This window comes from Lysinibacillus sp. FSL K6-0075 (assembly GCF_038592945.1).
Classification (GTDB): domain Bacteria; phylum Bacillota; class Bacilli; order Bacillales_A; family Planococcaceae; genus Lysinibacillus; species Lysinibacillus fusiformis_F.
This window is the reverse complement of sequence record NZ_CP151947.1, coordinates 4,555,793-4,575,097: the sequence shown is the minus strand read 5'-3', so window position 1 is coordinate 4,575,097 and position 19,305 is coordinate 4,555,793. Positions and strand designations below refer to the sequence as shown.

Sequence of the window (19,305 nt, the reverse complement as noted above, 5' to 3'; positions counted from 1 at the left end):
GAAACAATGGAACAAGAAATTGTAAAGGTATTTAATGAACAGCATGAGCAAATTGGGACAGCTACGAGAGCAGAAGTGCATGAAAAAGGGTTTTGGCATGAGACTTTCCATTGCTGGTTTGTCAATGAGGACTATATTTATTTTCAAGTACGCAGTTCACAGAAAAAGGATTATCCGGGGTTACTCGATATTACGGCAGCAGGACATCTTTTAGCGATTGAGACAGTAGAGTCAGGTATTCGAGAAGTGAAAGAAGAATTGGGCCTCGATATTGATGTCCATGAAGTTGTTAAAATGGGCATGACCTCTTGTAGTATCGTTTCTGAAAATATGATCGACAATGAATTTTGCCATGTCTACATATACCCTTTCAAGCATGATTGGGATTCCTTTGCTTTACAGTATGAGGAAGTATCAGGTGTAGTAAGAGCGAGGCTAAATGAGGCGGAGGCTTTCTTTTTAGGAGAAACGACGACACTGAATATTGAAGGGTATGAATATTTCCCTGATGGTCAACGTGTGAGAATTGTCAGACCAGTTGGTACCGCACAATTTGTTCCTTATCGGGAATTGTATGTAGCACAGGTGATAAAATTCACACGTGAAAAAATATTTAATCAAACCTCATAAGCTTAAATAGGATAAGCTATAATATTAGCTTGTCCTATTTTCTTGCGCAAAAATGATTTAGAAACGACACGATATAATAGGAAAAAATGAGTTATACTGTTAGATAGATTGTAAAGAAAAGGAGCATTTTTTATATGCTAACATTTGAACAAAAACAAGCGATTATTGAATCGTTTTCTGAGCTAACAAAAAAGGAAATTTCTTTAAAGCGCCTAAATTATCACTATATGGATAGTCTTTACGAAAAGACGATTGTAGTTGAAAAATTACACCCAAATGGCAATGGCTTTGTCTTTGTTGGAGATTTATTGCGCTACGAGAACGAGGCTAATGATAAAGGATTAGTAAATATCCGTGATTATGATGAACAACAACTTCGTGAAATTATTGAAGACGCTATGCAATATTTATCTGAAGAAGTAGAAGAGCAGGAGCCGATTGTAGAGATTTGGCATAGCCGAGATGGTAGTCAATTACAGCTAGCTTTTGAGCAACGTTCTTGGAATGTGTATCATGGAGACAATCTTGAAGAGGCATTTGGTACGTATGAGGCTGCGAAGGAATATTTACTCGAAGAAGGCTTTCGTACAAAGAAATAAGAAATACGGGGGATCATGATAGATGAACGGAAAAAAATTAGTGGGAATTGTTATTGTTGTTGTGATTGCGGCATGTTTATTTTCAGTTTATACCATTACTAATTTTTATAAAAACCACGAAGAGCAGCCAAATAGTGAAAATCGTGAAATTAATAAGTCAAAGAGCTTGAATTTAATTTTGCCACAGGCTACAATTATCTCGAATTCAAGATAATTGAGAGGTGACTGTCAGTGCAACATATTTATTATAAAGGAACAGACGAAACGAAACCGACATTATTATTGCTACATGGTACAGGTGGTAATGAAGAAAGTCTTATTGGACTGGCAAAAGAAATAGATGAAACAGCTAATATTTTAAGTGTTCGTGGGAATGTACTTGAGCATGGAATGCCACGATTTTTCCGCCGATTAGCGGAAGGTGTCTTTGATATTGAAGATTTAATCTTTCGTACAAAGGAGCTTCATGAATTTTTACAGACGTCAGCACAGCAATATGGTTTTGATCGCCAACGAGTTGTAGCAATAGGTTATTCGAATGGTGCTAATATTGCAGCAAGCTTATTATTCCATTATGACGATGCGTTAGCAGGAGCTATTTTACACCATCCAATGGTACCAAGACGTGGTATCGAATTACCGCAACTTTCTTCAACACCTGTGTTTATCGGTGCGGGCTCGAATGATCCGATGTGTACAGCACAGGAATCTGAGGATTTAGAAACACTTTTAAGTTCGGCAGGCGCAACGGTAACGACGAAATGGTTTAATTTTGGTCATCAACTAACAATGCCTGAAGTACAAGCAGCAAAAGAATGGTATAACAGCATCTACGCTTAATTGAAATATCCGCTTCCTTTTATCAAGGAGGCGGATTTTCATTATGTTATTTACTTTTCTTTGAGAATGGTAGCCACCAGTTCCAATCGCCAAATAGCTTCATAAGACTAGGTACAAGCATAAGACGAATAATCGTTGCATCAATAGCAACAGCAATGGCGATACCCACACCAATTTGCTTCACAGGCATCACATCAGTAAAGGCAAATGCACCTGTAATAACAATCATGATAAGCGCTGCCGATGTAATAATACGGCTTGTGGAGGTCAGTCCATCAATTGTTGCGCGCGTATTGTCGGAGCCCTTTAAATATTCCTCTTGGATACGAGAAATTAAAAAGACTTCGTAGTCCATACTTAAGCCAAATACAAGACAAAAAACAATAACTGGAATGATCAGTACAATGGAGCCTGCTTCTATACCAAAATGTCCATATTGGAAAATATAAACGAGTATACCGAATGCAGATGAAAGCCCAATAATGTTCATAATGATCGCCTTTAACGGAATTAAGATAGAACGGAATGCCAACATTAAAATAAAGAATGTGGATACGATAATAATCGCTATAGCCAAAACAATTTTATTAGCAATTTCATCAAAGATTTCTTGGTTGAATTTAGCTGGCCCTCCAAGTGCAAAATCCACGCCTAGGTCTTTGTCCATCCATGTTCGAGCAAATTTTTGAGCTGTAGAGGAAGAACCTGCTGCATCAATTGTGATTGGGACAAATAGCTGGGTATCCTTCGAGAAGGAATTAATAACAGGTTCTAATTGTTCTGCAACCTGTGGAATAGCTAAAGAAGCAGAAAGCTCCTCAGGTGTTTGAATGTTAGCAGCTGTATATATAGTTGAAACATTAGTCACTAACGGGTCCTTTAATAGCTTTTCTTGAATAGAATAAATTAGCTCTCTACCTTCAGTATCCTCCCAGCCATCTTTTCGTTCAGCCAATAAATATAATGTAGAGGATTCACCTAGTCCAAATGTTTCATCTAATTTATCGTATGCTGCACGTGCATCATATTTCGTTGGTAAGGAGTCCACCTGTGGAATCGTTAATTGAATATCCTTTAAAGGAATCATGCCAATGCCAAGTAACAATAATGCTGAAATCACTATAGCTACCGGATGTTTCATGACAAAACCTGCAAAGCCGCGCCAACGATTTTCACCACCTGGTTTAACACGGATTAAGCGCCATTTATTAAGTCTATCTCCTAACAGCATCATTGTGGCAGGAAGTAATGTTAAGCCAGAAAGAACGGCTAATAGGACGACTATAGTGCCTCCTAGGGCGATATTATGAAAAATTTCTACATCAATGACAATCATCGCACCTAAGCCAATCATGACACAGACTGCGGAGAAAATGATAGAACGTCCTGCTGTCTGTATAGCAGTTTGAATGGCTTGTGCAATAGAAGTATGAGCGCGTTCTTCTCGGTAACGATTGATAAACAGCAACGCAAAATCAATGCTTAAAGCCAGCCCAAGCATTGGGACAATATTTAAGACGAAAATAGATAAATTTACATTCGCACTAAGTAGCGTCATGATACCAAAGGCGGTAACCACTGTTACAACACCAATGATAATGGGTAAAATAGAAGCTACAACTGTACCAAAAGCTAATAAGAGAATCACTATGGCAATGGGCAATCCAATGGCTTCAGCTGATGCTAAATCCTTTTGACTGGCTGTATTTATGTCAGAAGAAATAACAGGCCCTCCGGTAATACTAACACCGTCTTTTTCAATTAATGAACGGAATTCCTCAACAATATCAGGGAGGTTCTCCACGTCATTTTTTAAATGAACCATAGCATAGGCAATGCCATCTTTCTGTAAAGAGGAGTCTTCTAAGGGTGATTGGATTGAATGGATCTCTTTTATGCTATCTAATTTTTTTAACGTGTCTTCAATTTTCTGATCATTAGCTGGATCAAAGACAACCAAAATCGTATCAGATGGTAGATCAAATTTTTCTGCTAGCTCATTGGTAACATAGGTATGATCGGCTTCAACAAAAAAACCATCACCTTGAAGTTTGCCTGGAAGCTGTAAAGCAAAGTACGCCATCGCTAGAAAAATAATAAGCCATATGGCTACGATTGCTTTCGCATGTGCTGTAATAAAAGCTGAAAAAGTTTTCATAGTTGTTTATACATCCCCCTTTTCAATTAGTGTAAAGGATGTGTCACATTTTGTCGTGTGACAAAGTAAAGACTCCCATCCATTTTGTGGACGGGAGTCTTGTTGTTAAAAGAATAATGATAATACAAAATAAATAACAGATGCCATAACGGCTGAAATGGGCATTGTAATAACCCAAGTAGTAACAATCTTACGAGCCATACCCCAGTTTACACCACGTACACGCTGTGCTGAACCAACACCCATAATGGATGAAGAAATAACATGTGTTGTTGATACTGGTAAGTGAATTAATGTAGCGCCAAAAATAACAGTAGCTGATGCTAAATCTGCCGCAACACCATTAACAGGACGGATTTTCATAATCTTACCGCCAACCGTTTTAATGATTTTATAACCACCAATTGAGGTACCTAGACCCATTGCTGTTGCTGCCGCAGCACGTACCCAGAAAGGTATTTCATCCCCAGTATGCAAGCCACCAGCGATTAAAGCCATCGTCATAATTCCCATTGCTTTTTGCGCATCATTTGTACCATGAGTGAAAGATTGGATGGCAGCAGTGAAAATTTGCATTGTGCGGAAACCTTTATTTGTTCGATATAAATTTAAATTTTTAAACCATATTTTAAAAAGTGTCATCATAATAAAACCTGCACAAATAGCAAGTAAAGGTGAAAACACTAACGCCATAATGATTTTAGTAAAGCCGCCATAGTTTAACACATTGAAACCAGCTGACGCGATAGCAGCACCAGCAATAGACCCAATCAATGTGTGTGAAGAGCTGGAGGGAATACCGAAATACCATGTCAGTAAATTCCAAATGATAGCGGAAATTAATGCAGCTAAAATAACGACTGAGCCTGTCGTGTCACCTTCAAAAGCATTTAAAGCAAAAGGGTCTACAATATCTTTTGTTAGAGCTTTCGCAACCCCAACAAAGGTGATAGCACCGATAAAGTTCATAGTTGCGGCCATGATGATTGCCGTGCGAGGCGGCAATGCTCTAGTAGAAACCGAAGTTGCGATAGCATTTGCTGTATCATGGAAGCCATTGATAAAGTCAAATGTTAGGGCAAAGATGACGACCAGTACGGTTAATATAATGATTGTGTTCATTGTAAAGTGCCCATCTCCTAATTATGCGTTACGCATGATAATTGTTTCCATAGTATTTGCTACGTTTTGACAATGATCAGCGATATCTTCAAGTTGTTCATAAATATCCTTAAATTTAATGAGGCGGATTGGATCCTTTTCATTTAAAAATAACTTCTTAATAGAAGTACGTTGTACCTCATCACATTCACGTTCATAGTCTTTAATAAGAATTGCGTGCGGACGCATGCCAATTAGATTCTTTTTCTTTAACTCTTCTGTCGCTTTGACTATTTCATCAGCACTTTTTGAAATAAATCCTAAGAAAATGCGCATAGATTCATCAATCTCAGTGAGCGAAAACATTTCAAAGTGCGCAATACAGTGTTCTGTACCATCTAAAACATCATCCATACGAATGGCAAGCTCTAAAATATCCTCACGTTCAATAGGTGTCATGAATGATTTGTTTAACATTACAATCAGTTCATGAATAAGCTTATCACCAGCGGTTTCGTAATTTTTCATTGTAATGCTAATCTCTTTTAGGTCAGCCACACTGTTAATACGAAAATCATTTGCGTAATGTACAGCCTCTCTCATATTTTCAGCAATTTTATGCAATGTAATAAAGAAAGGGTCTTGTTTTTTTGAGTTAAGCATGTGAATCGAATCCTCCTGGATATAAATAAATTAATCGACCTCTAAACTTTACTATCATAACAAAATCTTTAATTTATCTACATAAAAATTTTATATTCGACACGAAAATTTACATTCCTGTAATATACAATTCGTTCACAAAAAGTGAGATGGTCAAGCTGTATTTATTTTTATAGGTACAGATAAAACCTTGTTATAATGGGCAATTTTTCTATAAAGGTGGCTTATTAGTACAGATAAAGCCACAAAAAATGATAAATAAAAATAAAAATAGCGAGTTTGAATTGTAAAGGTAATGTAAATTCGTTTGGAGACCAAAAGAGTACCTTCTTATTCTTAAGAATATCTTCATTTTTATCCTCTCTCTTTATTAAGAATTGTTTTCTACAATGGAAAATGAATGAGAAAGGAGCGTTTATTAACTAATGATTCAAGTTGAAAACTTACAGCATACATTTTTAATTGGAAAACGAGGGAAGGAAAAGCAAGTGCCAGTATTGAAAGGTGTGAACTTTGAGGTCAATAAAGGAGAAATTGTTGCCATTGTAGGTAAAAGTGGCTCAGGAAAATCGACTTTATTACAAGTTTTAGCTGGTTTTATGAAAGCTGAACAGGGCTCTATTAAAGTAAATGGAAAGGAAACAGCCCATCTAACTGAAACAGAAAGTGCTGCCTTCCGTTTACGTCAATTCGGTTTTATTTTTCAAAACTTTCAATTGATGCCTGGTTTAACGGCATTCGAAAATATTGAATTACCTTTAAAGCTACAGGGTTTGCGTAAGGCTATGCGCAAAGAAAAAGTAAAAAAATTAATGGACAAGGTTGGTTTGACAGAAGTAGCAGACCATTATCCAAATGAATTGTCAGGTGGACAGCAACAGCGTGTCAGCATTGCACGAGCCCTTATTACAAATCCTCCCATATTACTTGCAGATGAGCCAACAGGGAGTCTCGATTCAGAAACCGAGCAGGATATCTTACTGCTCATTCAAAGTTTAAATCGTGAATTAGGGCTAACTTTTGTCATTATAACGCACGATGAAGAAGTAGCTACTATCGCACATAAACGCTTCCGCATGTACGATGGAGAACTTGTAAAGGAGGAAGCTTAACATGTTATTTAAGGATCAACTAGGTTTTGTAACACAGCATATCAAGAAAAACAAGCTGCGTGTGTTTATGACGATACTAGCTGCAACGATGGGCTGTGCCTTTCTAATCGTGCTAGCATCCGTTGGTTTTGGCTTACAGGAGTCTTTACGCAATGAAATTCTGTCAAACGAAACCGTTACGAAAATTCAAGTATATGGCGATAAGCAATTAACTGAAGAACAAGTACAAGAAATTAAAAAAATGGAGCATGTAGAAACAGTGCTTGAAACAATTAGTGTCAATGCTTCCGCGCAATCATTTTTTGAGGATCGTGATACAACTTCTAATTTAATATTGTCAAATATGCAGGACTTTGAGCAGGTAAATGGAAAGCTTGCAAAAGGGCACTATCCAACAAAATCCAATGAAATTGTTGTAGGCTATCATTTTGCTCAAACATTATTAAATGAAACAGAACGCAATCTCATTGCGGAAAAGAGTAAAAAGGCTGAAGCAGAGGGCACTTACTATGATGGCAGTGAAGAAGGCTATAAGGAATCATTGATTGGAAAAAATATTGACCTGTCTTTAGTTCCTCACACTGGCACAAATGATGAAACGCAAAAAATGAGCTATACAATTGTTGGCATAATGGAGAAACCTTCTTATGATTGGATGGTTGATAATGCTATTCATATGGATAAGGCACAAAAGGCAGTATTAGCTGAAAATTTATCTACAAGTAATAACATAGCAGAGGATGAGCTATTTTACTCCGAATTTAACATTTATGCGGATACTTTAGAAAATGTAAAGCCGATTTTAGAGAAATTAAAAGATAGAGGCTATAGCGTATATTCAGTAACTGAGCAATTAGATCAAATGAATGTATTTTTCCTTGTATTAAAAATTGGCTTAATCTTTGTAGGTACGATTGCTGTGTTGATTGCTTCCATTGGTATTTTCAATACAATGACAATGGCTGTCACAGAGCGTACTCGTGAAATTGGTGTGTTAAAGGCAATTGGGGCAAGTCCAAAGCTTATTCAACGGCTGTTTTTAATGGAAAGTACATTTATCGGTATTTTTGGTACGCTAATTGCAGTTATTATCTCATATGCCATCAGTTTTGCGGCTAATGCAGCATTACCATTGATTCTTAAGGCGGCAACTGGGGAAGAAGCATTCGCAACAAATGATATTACATTTTCTCTGATTCCATGGCAACTAGTTATTATTGCAGCGGCCATTAGTGTTGGTGTAGCGATGATTTCAGGCTACCGTCCAGCACGTAAAGCAACTAAAATCGATGTTATTCAAGCTTTGCGACAAGAGCTATAATAAAAAGGCGGTCCAATCAACATTGGATCGCCTTTTATTTTGATAGAAGTGCATTATAAGTACTCTTTTAACTCATTAGCTAAAAATGGTGTTGCATTGAGTAATTTTAAGAAGGCATCATAGCTGGCACGTTGCTCTTCATTTGGTTTTTTACCTGTTTGATATGCTCGAATTAAAATATTTTTAGGTGTATTCTCCATATCAATAAACTCTAAAAGCTGTGCCTCGTAGCCAACAAGAGATAAAATTTCAGCTCGAATAGCATCTGTGGCAAGTGCCGCAAAACGTTCTCGAACAAGACCGTGTTGCAACATAATATCGAGAGCAGGGGTATTTAGTTGACGATTTAACTCATGCTGACAGCAAGGAACACTTAGAATGACACTTGCGCCCCATTTCACAGCACGAGCCAAGGCCATATCTGTGGCTACATCGCATGCATGGAGTGTCACCACCATGTCTACAGTGCTTTCATCATTATAATCAATGATATCTCCTACAAGAAATTCTAGCTGGTCATAGCCTAAATCCTGTGCTATTCTCGAGCATTCTTCAATAACCTCTTTTTTTAAATCTAAACCAGTAACACGAATGTCTAAGCCTTTTTCGATTTTTAAATAATGATACAAAGCAAAGGTTAAGTAGGATTTACCTGAACCAAAATCTAAAATCCGCACCTGTCGATCCTGTGGTAAGTATGTTAAGGCGTCATCAATAAATTCAATGAAGCGGTTAATTTGTTTAAACTTATCATACTTTTGTTTTTTTACCTTTCCTTCTTCTGTTTGAACCCCTAGTCGAATTAAAAATGGATAGGGTTGGTCATCTGAAAGTAAATGATTTTTTTTACGATTATGGGCTAAATTGACTTGTTTAGGTGAAGTCGTTTTATCTGATTTCCAAAGGACTTTATTCTTTTTGGATAATTGCACATGTACCGTTTCATCTACGAAATCGATATGGGCTTGACGATACTCCTCAAATAAGGCGTCAAGCTTGGAAGGAAAATGAGCCAATAGAATATTTTCATGTTTTAAAATGCGTTCATATTGGTATTCAATTTGTATATGGTACTGATTCTTTAGCATTAATGGTTTTAATTTTACACGTTTTACTTCGTTTGATTTCATACGTGGTTGACTGATTGTAGCAGTCACAAGCTGTTGTTGCAAAATTTGCTCAGTGAGCAGAGTTTTCATTTCTTCAAATGTCATACATTTTCGCCTACTTTATTGTGTAATAGATGGCACTAGTTTAACACATTTTATAATAGACAATGTCTACTTTGGCATTCGGAAATAATTTAATAAAAATTCCGAGTATTTATAGGTAGAATTGTATATTCATGGTATCTTAAATATAGTAATTCTTTTTGAATTGGTGATACTAAGTATTAAAAGGAGGAGAAAATATGTCGGATAACATGTATCAATTATTAGCAATTATTATTTATATGGTCGCCATGCTAGCAATTGGCTGGTATGCATTTGTTAAAACATCGAATTTAACAGATTATATGCTTGGCGGTCGTTCTTTGGGTCCAGCGGTTACGGCGCTAAGTGCGGGTGCTGCGGATATGTCTGGCTGGCTCCTAATGGGCTTACCAGGTGCAATATTTTTATCAGGTCTTGTGGAAGCTTGGATTGCGATTGGACTCACAATAGGGGCTTACCTAAACTGGCTACTTGTTGCACCACGTTTACGGGTATACACACAGGTTACGAATGATTCCATTACCATTCCAAGTTATTTGGATAACCGATTACGGGATAATACGAAGCTAATTAGGATTGCTTCTGGTATCATCATCCTATTATTTTTCACGTTTTATGTATCGTCAGGGATGGTAGCAGGAGGCAAGTTTTTCGAGAGTTCATTTGGTTATGATTATCACACAGGGTTATTAATCGTTTCAGGTGTAACAGTTGCCTATACATTATTCGGTGGATTTTTAGCTGTAAGTTATACAGACTTTTTACAAGGACTTATTATGTTTTTAGCACTTATTACTGTACCGCTATTTGGTTTATTTGCAACAGGTGGAATAGGAGAAACGATTTCATCTATTAAATCCGTTAATCCAGATCTTCTCAATTTATTACCAGCCACTGCTACAGCAGCAGGGATTATTTCTTCAGTTGCTTGGGGGCTAGGTTATTTTGGACAGCCTCATATCATTGTCCGCTTTATGGCGATTAGTTCTGTGAAAGAAACGAAGCAAGCACGACGCATTGGTATTGGCTGGATGGTGTTAAGCTTATTTGGAGCTATTGGAACTGCCTTGGTGGGTGTAGCTTATTATCAGCAAAATGCTGGTGAGCTAAAAGACGCTGAAACAGTATTCATTGTACTTGGACAGATTTTATTCCATCCGTTTATAGCAGGTATTATGCTGGCGGCTATTTTAGCAGCTGTTATGAGTACAATTTCATCCCAATTAATCGTAACATCTTCAGCGCTTGTAGAGGATATTTATAAAGCATTATTTAATAAAACAGCAGACGATAAACATTATGTTTTTGTTGGACGTATGGCTGTATTAGTTGTTGCAATTATTGCAGCAATCCTAGCATGGAATCCAGATAGCTCCATCTTAAGCTTGGTTGGCTTTGCATGGGCAGGATTCGGTGCCGCTTTCGGACCAATTATTTTGCTTTCTTTATATTGGAGAAAGTTAACGAACTATGGAGCACTTAGCGGAATGGTGACAGGGGCTGTAACCGCGTTTATTTGGGGTAAAGTAGATGCTTTATCAAGTGCGTTGTACGAAATTGTTCCGGGCTTCCTTGTTTGTTTAATTGTTGCGGTTGTGGTCAGTATGCTGACATATAAACCAAATAAAGAAATTGAAGAAGAGTTCACACGCTCAGAAGCATTGCTAAAAGAAGAAAGAAAATAGTTGAGATGCGCCTTTCCTTGAGGCGCATTTTTTTAGAAAAGTGAATGATGTTCTTCAGATACGAAAAAGGGTATTTTATGGTAAGATGAAGAAAATTTGTCGTAGGGACACCAGGCTTTGGTGGGAGGTTTCTAATGGATAGAATTAAGGAAGTTGATGTATTAATTGAAAAGGCCATACTCGTTGGCGTAAATTTACGAAACGATGAGCATTTTGACTATTCTATGGAAGAGTTACAAAATTTAGCTGAGGCTTTGCATGTAGAAGTGGTAGGGATTGTCACGCAAAATTTGGAACGTGTCACACCTTCCCATTATGTAGGTACAGGTAAAATAGAAGAAATCAAAAATTTTTATGAAGAAGCACAAGCAAATCTTGTTATTTTTAACGATGAATTGTCTCCTTCGCAAATCCGTAATTTAGAGCGTGATTTAGCAACGAAGGTCATTGATCGAACAATGCTTATTTTAGATATTTTTGGAAGACGCGCAAAAACACGTGAAGCACAAATGCAGGTGGAGTTAGCACAGCTTCAATACATGCTACCTCGCTTAGTAGGTTTGCATGCCTCTCTAAGTCGTCAGGGTGGAGGAACTGGAGGTGGCTTTAAAAACCGAGGTGCTGGTGAAACAAAGCTGGAACTGGATCGACGAAAGATTGAAGATCAAATTGCTAAAATTAAAAAGGATCTTGAGCACGTTAAGGAGCAACGAGAAACGCAGCGTAAACAGCGTCGTAAAAATGCACTTCCAGTTGTATCGATTGTCGGCTATACAAATGCAGGTAAATCAACAATTATGAATCAACTGCTCACACAAATAGGACAAGAAGAGCACAAGCAAGTCTTTGAGAAGGATATGCTTTTTGCTACCCTTGAAACTTCTGTTCGTCAGATTGAACTACCTGATAAGAAGACATTTTTACTGACAGACACAGTAGGTTTCGTTAGTAAATTACCTCACCATTTAGTGAAGGCATTTCGCTCTACTTTGGAAGAGGCACGAGATGCTGATCTTTTACTTCATGTGGTGGATGTTTCAAATGCTGAGCATGGATTTATGATGAATGTGACAAATGAAACGCTTAAAGCAGTTGGTGTTGAGGACATTCCAACAATCTATGTATACAATAAGGCAGATATAGCGGATGTTCCTTATCCTGTAGTAAGTGGAGATAATATTTGGATTTCAGCAAAGCAGGGGATTGGTTTAGAGGAATTAGTACAGTTAATTCGTCAACACATCTTCTCGCATTATGTAAAGTGTGACATGTTAATACCTTATGACCAAGGAAACGTTGTTTCTTATTTAAATGAACAAGCCTCTGTTTTTAATACTGCCTATGAAGAAGACGGGACATTATTGTCTCTTGAAGTAAAAGCAGCAGACTATGCAAAGTATCAACACTATGTTGTTAATTAAAAAATGGATTTCCCAAAGCATGCCAAAAAAATTTTGGCATGCTTTTTGTGATTAGAGGGAATAGTAGAATCTAGAACAAAGTGAAAGGTGTACCGTAGGTTGTAAATAAAATAGTATAAATTTGTAAATAAAGTAATAAATCTGAATTTTAAATATTTTAGAATAATTCAATGAGTATGTACTAATTTTTTGAAAAGAAAGTGTGAGAAAACTTAGATATATCAAAGGATTTAATATTTTCGCTAATAATCAATCAGAATTTATAGAAAAATGACAAATTTTCAACATTTTTTAAAACTCTTGCTAAAGTTTATAAAACGCTTTAGTATGATGAAACAAAGTTTTTTTATCCTTATTTTAGGGTAATGATATTTTTAGAGAATAATTTTTAATTGGGAGAGGGTATTGTATGTCTAGTAAAGATGAAGTTGTAAAATCTGTCCCTCAAAATGGCTTTGTTGGACACCCTAAAGGGCTCTTTACTTTGTTTTTCACAGAATTTTGGGAACGTTTCTCGTACTATGGTATGCGAGCAATTCTCATCTTCTTTATGTATTATGAATTACATGAGGGAGGCTTAGGTCTAGACCGCGGAACAGCAAACTCTATTATGGCCATCTATGGCTCACTTGTTTATATGTCTGGTATTATAGGTGGATGGATTGCCGACCGAGTTTTAGGAACACGAAGAACCATTTTTTATGGTGGCGTGTTAATTATGATTGGTCACTTACTGCTAGCATTGCCTGGTGGTGTAAGCATGTTATTTGCTTCAATGGCATTTATCGTCATGGGTACTGGTTTATTAAAACCAAACGTTTCAAGTATTGTTGGGGACATTTATGCTGAAACAGATAGCCGCCGTGATGCAGGTTTTTCTATTTTCTATATGGGTATTAATATGGGAGCATTCATTGCACCATTTATTGTCGGAACAATTGGACAAAAGTATAGCTTCCACCTTGGCTTTGGTTTAGCTGGTCTGGGTATGCTAATTGGTTTAATTGTCTATAAATTAACAGAGAAAAAATATTTAGGCTTAGCGGGCTTACAAGTAAATAACCCATTAAAGCCTGAAGAACGTAAAAAAGTCTTTTTACAATTTGGAATTGCAGCTTTACTTATTATCATTTTAGGTGCTATTGGTATTAAAACAGGTACATTAACAATGAATGTATTCAGTTTTATCATTACGGCCCTAGGTGTATTAATTCCAACTGCATTCTTTATTTATATGTATCGCAGTAAAAAAACAACGAAGGATGAAAAGTCTCGTCTACTTGCTTATATTCCTTTATTTTTATCAGCGGTCATGTTCTGGGCTATCCAAGAACAAGGGGCAACAATTTTAGCGACATATGCAGATGAGCGTACACAGCTAAGTATTGGTGGTATTCAGCTTCAATCTTCATGGTTCCAGTCATTGAACCCATTATTTGTTATCACGATGGCACCATTATTTGCGATGCTATGGCTTAAATGGGGAGACAAGCAACCAACTACACCACGTAAGTTCTCATACGCATTGTTCTTTGCAGGTTTATCATTCTTAGTGATGATGATTCCCGCACACCTATCTGGTGGAGAAACATTAGTGAGTCCTTTATGGTTAGTATTGTCATTCTTCTTAGTGGTTGTTGGGGAGTTATTATTATCACCAGTTGGTCTATCTGCTACAACGAAATTGGCACCACAGGCCTTCGCAGCACAAACGATGTCTTTATGGTTTTTAACAAGTGCGGCAGCACAAGCAATTAATGCTCAATTAGTTAAGGTCTATGAAGTTGTAAGCGAATTCACATACTTTGGCTTCTTAGGTACCTTATCTATTGTAGTCGGAATTATTATATTAGTACTTTCACCGATTATTTCGAAAGCGATGAAAGGTATTAATTAAATGAAAGATGCAAGTACAGTTTTATTAATAGCTGTACTTGCATCTTTTTTTGCTATCTAAATAAAAGTCTATCTAAGAAGTTGAGAGCGAAATATATTATCGTAAGTAGTTATTTTGCTGAATGTGGGTATAAGTTTCTATGTAGATAATTATCATTTTCGTTATAATAATTTTAATAATATGAAAATTTAAGGGGTTGGAAGCCATGAAAGAAGAGTTAGATCATTTGAGGCCAAGATTAATGGAGATTTTTACGTATTTACATGCGAATCCAGAAATCAGCTGGCATGAAGTAGAAACAACCAATTATATAGTGGAGCTATTAACGCAGGAAGGCTTTTCTCCTATACGATTTAAAAACTCCACAGGGTTATATGTGGATGTAGGCAACGGAGATCCGAAAGTAGGATTAAGAACAGATATAGATGCTTTATGGCAAGAAGTTGATGGCCATTTCCGTGCGAATCATTCATGTGGACATGACGGACATATGACGATGGCCATTGGTACGCTATTACTTTTAAAAGAACTACAGCAATCATTTAATGGCACAATCCGTGTTATTTTCCAACCTGCTGAAGAAAAAGGAACGGGAGCGTTATCCGTTTTAGAAGAAGGCGTTATTGATGACTTAGATTATTTATTTGGTGTCCATGTAAGACCTGTTCATGAGCTAGAGGACGGCACTTATTGTGCAGCCCTATACCATGGTGCCTCTCGCTTACTTGAAGGTGAAATTATTGGGGAGGATGCTCATGCTGCAAGGCCACACCTTGGCACTAATGCGATTGAAGTAGGTGCAACAATTATCGAAGATTTGCGAACCATTCATACAGATCCTATGGTTCCTGTATCTGTAAAGATGACGAAATTCCATGCCGGGGGAGATTCAGGCAATATTATTCCAGGTAATGCATCGTTCACGATTGATATACGTGCACAGCAAAACAAGGTAATGGATGATTTAGCACAAGGAGTAAAGCGTGTAATAGATTCCTCTAAATTGTTGCATAAGGTACAGATTGAATTACGTACGGTTGCTAATATCGTAGCTGCTGAAGTTGATACAAGTGCACAATATTTGATGGAGCAGGCAATTATACAGGCTACTGGGTTATCAAATTTAAGAAAGCCAGTTCATACACCTGGTGGAGAGGATTTTCACCATTATGCTGTGAAACGGCCACATTTAAAAACGACCATGCTAGGCTTGGGTTGTGGATTAACTCCCGGGTTGCATCATCCGAAAATGAAATTTAAACAAGCAAGACTTGTCACAGGAGTTGAGATTCTTACAAGAGCAGTTTTATTAGCTTTGGAATCAGGGCATAAAAAGGAGGCGTCAGCGTAATGTTAGAGCAAGTGCGAATTCATAAAGTAATGACACCGAAAGAAATTGCAGAGATCCAAAAATTGAATGCTGAAATATGGGGCAGCCAAGCAATACCCTCCCATCAATTATTAGCTGCTGTACAAAATGGGGGAATCGTATTAGGAGCGTATTTAGACGAAAAGCTAATTGGCTTTAATTATTGCTTTGTTGGTTATCAAGATAGAGAAATGTACTTGCATTCGCACATGATTGGTGTAGAAAAAGCATATCGTGAACAAGGTGTGGCTGAATTATTGAAGCATGCCCAACAAGAATATGCAAAAGAGCATGGTTTTCAACTTGTCCGCTGGTTAATTGAACCGTTAGAAGCACGTTTAGCTAATTTAGCATTTCTAAAATTGAACGCCACTAGCTATCAATATGAAAATGATTACTATGGTCCGCTCCGAGACGATTTTAATGAAGGGCTCCCATCAGATAGGCTAGTTGTTGAATGGTGGATTGAGCGTGATCAAATGGCAGATAGCCTTGATGAATTAGAAGAGCTAGCGCAGGAAATTGTACCTTGGACATTAACCGTCGACGGATTGCCAGTTCTAGATGTAGAAAATACATTTCAGTTGGAACAATCCTTTTACAAGGACGCCTATCTCTTACCGATCCCTCAATCTCTACAGAAGATGAAAGTGGAAAGTCCAAAACTTGCAGAGGACTGGCGTTATAAAATTCGTACAATCTTAACGACATTATTTAATCAAGATTATGCTGTTGTACGCATGAAGAAACATCCAGAATATGTTCATAGCTATCTGTTAGTCAGACGCTCCTTATTAGCCTTATAATAATGCTAGGGAGTGAATATTGTGAGATTAGAAAAGATTACATTAAGGCACTTGAAAATGCCTATGAAAGCACCATTTACAACGAGCTTTGGCACAGTTGATGAAAAGGAATTATTATTAATAGAAGCAAAAGATGAATCAGGGATTACGGGATGGGGAGAAACGGTTGCTTTTGTAGCACCTTGGTATACAGAAGAAACATTAAAGACAACATGGCATATGCTGCAAGATTTTTTGATACCCATCTTGTTACATAAAGAGATCGGGCATCCAGATGAGGTGACTTCCTTATTTGCGCCTATTCGTCGAAACTGCATGGCGAAAGCTTCAATTGAAGGTGCTGTATGGGATATCTACGCCCAACAAACGAAGCAATCACTTGCACAGGCATTAGGCGGTCAAAAACAACGTATTGAAGTGGGAGTCAGCGTGGGAATTCAACCCTCTATCACTCAGTTAATAGCTTTAATAAAAGGTCATATTGAAAAAGGCTATAAAAGAGTGAAAATAAAAATAAAGCCTGGAGAGGATGTCGAGGTAGTACGAGCAATTCGCGCGGAACTGCCAAATTTACCTTTGATGGTAGATGCGAACTCTGCTTATACATTAGACGATATAGAAATACTACAGCAGCTTGATGACTTTGATTTATTAATGATTGAACAACCACTAGCTACTGATGATATTGTCGATCATGCAACATTGCAGAAAAAGTTAAAAACGCCTATTTGTTTAGATGAAAGCATCACATCCTATGAGGATGCCAGACGAGCAATTGAACTTGGAAGCTGTGGTGTCATAAACATTAAGATTGGACGAGTAGGTGGTTTAACGGAAGCGAAACGAATCCATGACCTATGTAAAGCAAACGATATTCCAGTTTGGTGTGGTGGTATGTTAGAGGCAGGAATTGGACGAGCACATAATATTGCCTTAACATCTCTTAGTCACTTTATTTTACCCGGCGATACAGCAGGATCTAGTCATTATTGGTATGAGGACGTAATTGATCCTGAAGTAAAAGTCAAAGATGGCTATATTGAGGTACCCCAGTCAGTCGGTATTGGTTATACGCCTAATATGGCTGTTATTGATAAATTAACGATTAGTAAAGAAATCTATCAATAAAGCATTACTTAGTCAATCATCTGGTATAAAGGAAAAACGAGGAGAGAACTGATTGAAAAAAAGCTTGCAAATCGGTGGTGCCTATGTAGGGATTATCGTTGGAGCAGGATTTGCATCGGGGCAGGAAATTGTCCTCTATTTTACAAGCTATGGCTTTAAAGGAATATATGGTGCACTGTTAGCTATGGTTGGTTTCTCGATTGTTGGAATGTGCATTGCTCAAGTGAGCTCAAGACTTCGCACAGCCTCCCATAAGGATTTGATTTATCAAATTTCAGGGAATACTATTGGCTTTGTATTGGATTTAGTCCTATCCCTCTTTTTATTTGGTGTAGCCGTAATTATGTTTGCTGGTGCTGGTGCAACATTTCAACAAATGTTTGGATTTCCTATCTGGCTAGGGAGTATTTGCATGATCTTGCTTACAATAGCTACAGTTATGATGGATGTGAAAAGTATCATTAATATCATCGCGCTTGCCACTCCCTATCTACTAACCATTGTGTCCATCATCGCTATCTATGCTATAGCTACGATGGACCTTACCTTTGTAGAGCAGGCTGTTATTGCTCAACAGGCTCAAATAAGTGAGAAAAGCTGGTGGGTGACGGCTTTACTATATATGTCATTCAATGTAGGGGTTAGTTTTTCTTTATTAACGGTGATGTGTGGATCTATACGTAATCATAGGGTAGCTGGAATGGGTGGTATAATTGGTGGAATTTTGTTAGGTGCTTTAATTTTACTTGTGAATTTCTCTCTTCTAGCAAAAATGAATATCATTGTTGGACTAGACATTCCGATGTTAGCATTAGCTAATGAAATTCATCCAATTGTTGGGCTATTAATGACTATTTCTCTTTTGGGAATGATTTATAATACGGCGGTAGGGATGCTATATTCCTTCATGGTTAGGTTTTTCGAACCCAATAGAGCAAGCTTTAGGGTTGCAGTCATATTTATAGGTGGTCTCGGATTTCTAGCAAGTCTTGTGGGATTCACAACACTAGTAGCTAAACTGTATGCGGTTATGGGCTATGTAGGTTTAGTATTAATCATATTCATTATTTCAGCATGGTTAAGAGGCATTAAGAAAATTATTTAATAAAAAATGGTAATTGAGAGATAGATTTTATTCTCAATTACCTTTTTATTTGGATAAAAAAATTGTAGAAATAGTGAATTATTTCTGTTGAAAAGATGAGCGATTATGCTGATATTTCGTTAATTAGGCATATTTTTTAGTTAATCTTCAATAAAGCGAGAATAATTCTCATTTGTAGGTTGACTGAGAATAAAATCATGATTATAATGGGAATCGTGAGTAATGATAATCATTTTCACTAAAAAGTGAGTTACAC

Annotated in this window: 17 protein-coding genes; 13 read left to right on the top strand and 4 right to left on the bottom strand. The window is 37.2% G+C overall.

The window, feature by feature from the left end; genetic code table 11:
- Positions 1-6: 6 nt before the first annotated feature.
- From MHB65_RS22970 to MHB65_RS22955, 4 genes are all read left to right on the top strand, one after another.
- Entirely contained in the window at positions 7-630 is a 624-nt protein-coding gene (locus MHB65_RS22970) for an NUDIX domain-containing protein (protein ID WP_342441843.1), read from the top strand.
- A gap of 134 nt (positions 631-764) precedes the next feature.
- Positions 765-1,229, top strand: a complete 465-nt coding sequence (locus tag MHB65_RS22965) for a hypothetical protein (RefSeq protein ID WP_205445956.1) — start codon at positions 765-767, stop codon at positions 1,227-1,229.
- 22 nt (positions 1,230-1,251) lie between these two features.
- Positions 1,252-1,443 carry a hypothetical protein gene (locus MHB65_RS22960; RefSeq protein ID WP_205445955.1) on the top strand — a complete coding sequence of 64 codons (192 nt, stop codon included), beginning with the start codon at positions 1,252-1,254 and terminating at the stop codon, positions 1,441-1,443.
- A gap of 17 nt (positions 1,444-1,460) precedes the next feature.
- Positions 1,461-2,069 carry an alpha/beta hydrolase gene (locus MHB65_RS22955; protein WP_342441842.1) on the top strand — a complete coding sequence of 203 codons (609 nt, stop codon included), beginning with the start codon at positions 1,461-1,463 and terminating at the stop codon, positions 2,067-2,069.
- Positions 2,070-2,115: 46 nt separating this feature from the next.
- Here the strand turns inward: MHB65_RS22955 and MHB65_RS22950 are convergent, their stop codons facing one another.
- From MHB65_RS22950 to MHB65_RS22940, 3 genes are all read right to left on the bottom strand, one after another.
- A complete protein-coding gene (locus tag MHB65_RS22950; protein ID WP_342441841.1) occupies positions 2,116-4,227 on the bottom strand; it encodes an MMPL family transporter in 2,112 nt (703 codons plus the stop codon).
- Between the two features lie 105 nt (positions 4,228-4,332).
- A complete protein-coding gene (locus MHB65_RS22945) occupies positions 4,333-5,349 on the bottom strand; it encodes an inorganic phosphate transporter (protein WP_205445952.1) in 1,017 nt (338 codons plus the stop codon).
- Between the two features lie 21 nt (positions 5,350-5,370).
- Entirely contained in the window at positions 5,371-5,991 is a 621-nt protein-coding gene (locus MHB65_RS22940; protein ID WP_205445951.1) for a DUF47 domain-containing protein, read from the bottom strand.
- 425 nt (positions 5,992-6,416) lie between these two features.
- Between MHB65_RS22940 and MHB65_RS22935 the strand changes: the two genes are divergently transcribed.
- Both MHB65_RS22935 and MHB65_RS22930 read left to right on the top strand, forming a co-directional pair.
- On the top strand, positions 6,417-7,103 hold the full coding sequence (locus MHB65_RS22935; protein ID WP_342441840.1) for an ABC transporter ATP-binding protein: 687 nt from the start codon (positions 6,417-6,419) through the stop codon (positions 7,101-7,103).
- A gap of 1 nt (position 7,104) precedes the next feature.
- Entirely contained in the window at positions 7,105-8,424 is a 1,320-nt protein-coding gene (locus tag MHB65_RS22930) for an FtsX-like permease family protein (RefSeq protein ID WP_342441839.1), read from the top strand.
- A 53-nt stretch (positions 8,425-8,477) separates the two neighbouring features.
- On the opposite strand, the gene MHB65_RS22925 is transcribed toward MHB65_RS22930, so the two are convergent.
- Complete coding sequence (locus tag MHB65_RS22925) at positions 8,478-9,638, bottom strand: SAM-dependent methyltransferase (protein WP_342441838.1); 1,161 nt, start codon at positions 9,636-9,638, stop codon at positions 8,478-8,480.
- 197 nt (positions 9,639-9,835) lie between these two features.
- Between MHB65_RS22925 and putP the strand changes: the two genes are divergently transcribed.
- From putP to MHB65_RS22890, 7 genes are all read left to right on the top strand, one after another.
- Positions 9,836-11,323: a sodium/proline symporter PutP gene (gene putP, locus MHB65_RS22920; RefSeq protein WP_342441837.1), complete on the top strand. Its 1,488-nt coding sequence runs from the start codon at positions 9,836-9,838 to the stop codon at positions 11,321-11,323.
- 134 nt (positions 11,324-11,457) lie between these two features.
- Positions 11,458-12,744: a GTPase HflX gene (gene hflX, locus MHB65_RS22915; RefSeq protein WP_342441836.1), complete on the top strand. Its 1,287-nt coding sequence runs from the start codon at positions 11,458-11,460 to the stop codon at positions 12,742-12,744.
- 409 nt (positions 12,745-13,153) lie between these two features.
- Positions 13,154-14,641 (top strand): peptide MFS transporter, encoded by a 1,488-nt coding sequence (locus tag MHB65_RS22910; RefSeq protein WP_205445945.1) that lies wholly within the window; start codon positions 13,154-13,156, stop codon positions 14,639-14,641.
- Between the two features lie 205 nt (positions 14,642-14,846).
- The gene (locus MHB65_RS22905; RefSeq protein ID WP_205445944.1) at positions 14,847-15,992 is read left to right on the top strand and encodes a M20 peptidase aminoacylase family protein; all 1,146 of its coding nucleotides are present in this window, start codon (positions 14,847-14,849) and stop codon (positions 15,990-15,992) included.
- Positions 15,992-16,816 carry a GNAT family N-acetyltransferase gene (locus MHB65_RS22900; protein WP_205445943.1) on the top strand — a complete coding sequence of 275 codons (825 nt, stop codon included), beginning with the start codon at positions 15,992-15,994 and terminating at the stop codon, positions 16,814-16,816. Before MHB65_RS22905 ends, MHB65_RS22900 begins: the two co-directional genes overlap by 1 nt.
- A gap of 21 nt (positions 16,817-16,837) precedes the next feature.
- Positions 16,838-17,944 (top strand): o-succinylbenzoate synthase, encoded by a 1,107-nt coding sequence (gene menC, locus MHB65_RS22895; protein WP_205445942.1) that lies wholly within the window; start codon positions 16,838-16,840, stop codon positions 17,942-17,944.
- A gap of 52 nt (positions 17,945-17,996) precedes the next feature.
- The gene (locus MHB65_RS22890) at positions 17,997-19,049 is read left to right on the top strand and encodes a hypothetical protein (protein WP_342441835.1); all 1,053 of its coding nucleotides are present in this window, start codon (positions 17,997-17,999) and stop codon (positions 19,047-19,049) included.
- The last annotated feature ends 256 nt before the right edge of the window (positions 19,050-19,305 follow it).